Source organism: Prevotella sp. P5-92, from assembly GCF_002251245.1.
Taxonomy (GTDB): domain Bacteria; phylum Bacteroidota; class Bacteroidia; order Bacteroidales; family Bacteroidaceae; genus Prevotella.
Map to the genome: position 1 here is coordinate 1 of NZ_NPJG01000048.1, position 5,742 is coordinate 5,742.

General features: G+C 44.0%; 4 protein-coding genes and 1 pseudogene. All 5 read left to right on the plus strand.

What is annotated here, in order from left to right; translation table 11 throughout:
- Positions 1-332 (plus strand): annotated as a pseudogene (locus tag CIK99_RS15235) (hypothetical protein); the annotation flags it as partial.
- 98 nt (positions 333-430) lie between these two features.
- Complete coding sequence (locus CIK99_RS05740) at positions 431-904, plus strand: hypothetical protein (protein WP_094380606.1); 474 nt, start codon at positions 431-433, stop codon at positions 902-904.
- A gap of 211 nt (positions 905-1,115) precedes the next feature.
- On the plus strand, positions 1,116-4,859 hold the full coding sequence (locus tag CIK99_RS05745) for a BspA family leucine-rich repeat surface protein (protein ID WP_094380607.1): 3,744 nt from the start codon (positions 1,116-1,118) through the stop codon (positions 4,857-4,859).
- Positions 4,860-4,881: 22 nt separating this feature from the next.
- Positions 4,882-5,016 (plus strand): hypothetical protein, encoded by a 135-nt coding sequence (locus CIK99_RS15875; protein ID WP_256387388.1) that lies wholly within the window; start codon positions 4,882-4,884, stop codon positions 5,014-5,016.
- A gap of 419 nt (positions 5,017-5,435) precedes the next feature.
- The coding region (locus tag CIK99_RS05750; protein ID WP_144007911.1) for a helix-turn-helix domain-containing protein at positions 5,436-5,742 on the plus strand (307 nt) is incomplete at its 3' end.

Consider the following 5,742-nt stretch of genomic DNA (forward strand, 5'->3'; position numbering starts at 1 on the left):
ACGACGAGACGTGGACCGACGAGATTCAGCAGTATGTGGAATGGTCGCTGCGCTACGACCTCTGGGTGAAGATGCGCATCTTCGGACCGATGCTCGACGAGGCGTTTGGCGACGAGGAAAAGGCGACGAACAAGCGTGGTCCGATGAACATGCTGATGATGTTGAAGTCTGAATTCAGAATTGAAGATTTGATATTGATAAGAAAAAGACTGGGCAAATCGGGCGACTTGCAGAGCGCTAAGGCACAGCTTAATACGTGGAGAACTCGTAATTTGATTGACTATGACGATACTGAGGGATTGATAAAGAAAGTAAAACAGAAAAACAGTTAAACAGTTTTATTTTAAAGTAGTGCACAATGAAAGATTGCGCCAACGCCCGCCCGGTTACCCACCAATTGCGGCGGGCGGTATTACATAAAGTAAGTATTATGGAAATAAAAATAACAAGACAGAAAGCGATAAAAGACTTAGTGGAGGGTGTGCTGAGCATTGACGGTGGTCCGGCTATGGACACGCTCGAAAACAGATGCTCGTGTTTGAAAGTAGGAGAATATCATGCCGTGATGAAGAAGTGTAAGCTGTATCACGAGCGGAGAATATTCATACTGGAAAAGGACAAGACTGGCTATCCTCACGATTGTGAACAATGTAAGAAAAAGGCACTCTTCTATCCTAACTCGGCATTGCCCAAGCGATGCCCGATGATCAGCGAAGGCAACGGAGTCCACCGCCGTTTCGACGGTAGGATCATTGTTGGAAAAAAAGCCGCCATAGGCCTGCTCGTGAATACACAAGCCACGTATGACTGCGTGAAGGAAAGGGTATTGGAAGAACTGAAAGAGGGGAAGGAGGTGACGATAAAGATAACGAGAAAGAATAAGAAGAGAAAGAGAACAGTTTAGTTGACAAGTTTAGTTGACGAGTCATGGCGACAGGTTCGTCGGTTCACTCTTTAGGGTCGATGAACCTGTCCCCGATGATTCGGATAACAAATCGTTAAATGCCGATAACGTTTATTTAAAAATATTTAAAATATTATCCGTTTGTTACTATATACAAATAAAAATCACTAATTTCGCACCCTGAAATCATAAATTAAATAGAAAACGTATTATGACAAAGAAAAGAAATCTAACAACCTTCATGATAGCAATCATGATTATGCTATTCTCGCTCCCTGCTAATGCACAGGAAGCAGTGGGTTATGCCCAATGGAATGAGTCCTCAACAACCCTCACATTCTATGGAGGGGAAAGTGTGCCTACCGGCGCTTATGAGCTCAATACAGGTTCTAACAATCCTAGTTGGAAGGGCTTATCGGGATGTACCAAAGTGGTATTTGATGAATCATTTAAAGATGTACGGCCAACTTCTTGTTATCAGTGGTTCCGTCTTTTTTCGAAACTTAAAACAATAGAAGGTATAGAGAATCTCAACACCGAGGAAGTGACGAATATGAGCGAGATGTTCAAGGACTGCTCAGGCCTCACATCTCTCGACCTGTCATCATTCAACACTGCCAAGGTGGAGTCTATGAACTCCATGTATGATGGCTGCTCTAGCCTCACCTCTCTTGACCTGTCATCATTCAACACTGCCAAGGTGACGGGTATGGACTGCATGTTTGATAGCTGCTCAGACCTCATATCTCTTGACCTGTCATCATTCAACACTGCCGAGGTGATGAATATGACCAACATGTTCAATGGCTGCTCAGGCCTCACGACAATTTATGTCAGCGATGTTTTTACTATTGTCAAGGTCAGCAGTAGTGAAAATATGTTTTATAATTGCACAAGCCTCAAAAAAGGAGATGTTTCATACGATTCTAATAAAATAGACCATACCATGGCCAACTGTACATCTGGCTATTTCACCGAGAGTAACTTAACGCCATACGTTAAATGGAATTGGGATACTAAAGTCTTGACATTTAAAGTAGCGAACTATACAGAAGGAACAAATGGCGAATATAAATTAAATGAAGGCAATACTGACCCGGGATGGTGTATCAATGAGGTAAAAAATAATTGCAAAAAAGTAGTCTTTACTCCGTCTTTTAACCATGCCAAGCCAACTTCTTGTTATCTTTGGTTCGAAGGCTTTGAGCAACTTACAACAATAGAAGGCATAGAGAATCTCAACACCGAGGAAGTGACGAATATGAGCGGCATGTTCGGGGACTGCTCGGGCCTAACCTCTCTTGACGTGTCCAAATTCAACACTGCCGAGGTGGAGAATATGAGCTACATGTTTTATATCTGCTCAAGCCTCACCTCTCTTGACGTGTCCAAATTCAACACTGCCAAGGTGACGGATATGGCCAACATGTTCGGTGGCTGCTCAAGCCTCACCTCTCTTGACTTGTCATCATTCAACACTGCCAAGGTCGAGAATATGACCAACATGTTCGATATCTGCAGAGAACTCACATCTCTTGACCTGTCGTCATTCAATACAGCCAAGGTGACAGGTATGAGCGAGATGTTCAAAGGCTGCTCAGGCCTCACGACAATCTATGTCAGCGATGATTTTAAAATAGGCGAAGACACCAATGGTCTAGGTATGTTTTATGATTGTAACAACCTCAAAGGAGATGTTTCATACGATCCTGCTAATACAGGCAAATCCATGGCCAACTATAAAACTGGCTATTTCACCAAGAGTAACTTAACGCCATACGTAAAGTGGGATGCAAACACAAAAGTATTGACATTTAAAGTGGCGAACACTAAAGAAGCAGGAAATGGAGTGTATGATTTAAATGAAGGTGCTAAAGACCCGGGATGGTCTATCGATGAGGTGAAAAATAATTGCACAAAAGTCGTATTTACTACGTCTTTTAATCATGCCAAGCCAACTTCTTGTTATAAGTGGTTCAATATGTTTAGTGGTCTTACAACAATACAAGGCATCGAGAATCTCAACACCGAGGAAGTGACTAATATGAGCTACATGTTCTATGTCTGCCAAAACCTTACTGAACTTGACCTGTCATCATTCAATACTGCCAATGTGACGAATATGAGCTGCATGTTCTGTTGGTGCTCACGCCCCACCTCTCTTAACCTGTCATCATTCAACACTGCCAAGGTGGAGAATATGAGCTACATGTTCAGTTACTGCTCAGGTCTCACGACAATCTATGCCAGCAATGATTTTGCCACAGGCACTGGCACAAATGGTTCAGATATGTTTTATAATTGCACAAGCCTCAAAGGAGCTGTTTCATACAATTCTGGTAAAACAGGCATAGACATGGCTAATTTTGACGGCTATTTCACTCCCAAAATCATAACGCCATACGTAAAGTGGGATGCAAACACAAAAGTCTTGACATTTAAAGTAGCGAACAATAAAGAAGAAGGAAAAGGAGTGTATGATTTAAATAAAGGCGCTACTACCCCGAGATGGTTTATCGATGATGTGATAAATAATTGCACAAAAGTCGTATTTACTCCGTCTTTTAACCATGCCAAGCCAACTTCTTGTTATCGATGGTTCTTTTGTTTTTCGCAACTTACAACAATAGAAGGCATAGAGAATCTCAACACCGAGGAAGTGACTGATATGAGCGGGATGTTCAATAGCTGCTCAGGCCTCACATCTCTCGGCCTGTCATCATTTAACACTGCCATGGTGACGGATATGAGCCAAATGTTCGCTGCCTGCTCAGGCCTCACCTCTCTTGACGTGTCCAAATTCAACACCGAGGAAGTGACTGATATGAGCGAGATGTTTTGGGGCTGCAAAAAACTCACATCTCTCAATCTTTTAGGCTTCAATACTGCCAAGGTGGAGAATATGGACTACATGTTCTATGACTGCCCAGGCCTCATATCTCTCGACCTGTCATCATTCAATACTGCCAAGGTGGAGTATATGAACAACATGTTCAGGGACTGCTCAGGTCTCAAGACAATCTATGTCAGCGATGATTTTAAAATAGGCAATGGCACCGATGGTTATGATATGTTTTCTGATTGCAGAAGCCTCGTAGGAGCTGCTTCATACGATCGTGCTAAAAAAGACATAGACATGGCCAACTATAAAACTGGCTATTTCAAGACATATTTCACATTGGGCGAAAATAAGGTGGAATTATGCAGAGAACCTTTGACGACTGATATTCTTAACCTGTCAGGAGACAAGGATTTTGTGGCTCATGCGCCTTTCACGGCTAACACGGCTAAATATTCCCGCGACCTCTCGACGTCCGGGTCAACATGGTTCTCTCTCTGCCTGCCATTTGCATATACCCCGAATAATTTTACCGCATATCAGCTTAAGGGCGCAACTGCTAATGCGGTGGAGATTGAGGAAATAACGGGAACGATTGATGCCGGAACGCCAGTGCTCTTCAAGTTTAAGGATGGCGTGAAAAACGAGGAAAAGAAGATCAATATCTCTGCGACAGAGGCTGAGATAAAAAAAGCGCCTTTTGATGGGGCGAAAGTCACTGGCCCTGACGGCAGCTCTCTGCAGCTCTGCGGCACATATCAGACGAAGACTTTCTCTAAGGATGCCGACGGCAATGCCTTCATCCTGCTGAACGACAAACTGATGAATCCCGCAAAGATGATGCTGGAAAACCAGAATGTGACAACGGTTGGCGTCAAGCCCTTCCGCGCATATATGACTTTGACTGCTTCTGCTCAAACTTCGAGTGCCAGGGCATTCTCTATCGGTCGTGGGGACGAGGGGAATGAAGGAACGACTGCCATCGACCTGCTCAACTCTGTAGCCACCGACGATGCTGAATACTACGACATCAACGGCCGTCGCATCGACGCTCCCGCAAAAGGCGTGAATATCGTGCGCCGTGGCAACAAGACTATCAAATTAATCATCAAATAACTCATTACGACATTAATAAATTATGGAAAAGAAAAAGTATATCCGTCCCGCAATAACAGTGTATAACATCACTCCCAGTGTCATCCTCGCGGGGTCGATACGTTATGCTTCTGAGGAAGATTATGGCGGTTTAAGCGGCGATATCTACGGCGACTGACATCATCCCGACAATGGGGGATTGGATCACGGAGCCCCCACAAGGGGTAATCCAAACGCTGGCTACCGTCCCGATGCAAGCCGATGTAGGGTCTTACCTCGTGTAAGACCGCCCGCCGCAAACGCCTGCGGGGAAATAACATTTACGGGTTGCGGTCTTACACGAGGTAAGACCCTACGTCGGCGGGGGCTGCGCCACGACGCCCGCCGCAAACGCCCGCGGGGAAATCACATTCAACTGTCACATAAAAGAAGAGGCAACTGAGTTGCCTCTTCTTTTTGTTCGTCTGCGATTTAGTTCAAGAGTGACATCACTCAGCGTACGTTCCTGCTATAGACGTCCCTGTTGAATAATAAACTCATATTTGAACATGGTCCTGAAGTGAACCCCCAAAGTTGGACACAACACTTACTGTTCATATGCGAAGAAGAACATTAGAAGAAAAGTTAGAAGCTATTAGATTAGTAGAGGCGGGGAACTCTCCTCGTTCAGTGTCTGACCGTTTACACATTGGACACCATCAAATTTATGAGTGGTTATACATTTATAAAGAAAAAGGAGTCTCCGGACTTGAAAACAAGCGTATATGTAAGAAAAATCAGTATTCATTTGAAAAAAAATGCGAAATAATTCGTGAATATCAAGAATCTGAGCTAACTTTGCCTGAGATTAGTTCAAAGCATGGTATCGCGTCTAGTACCTTAGTCGGCTGGCTGTCCAAGTTCA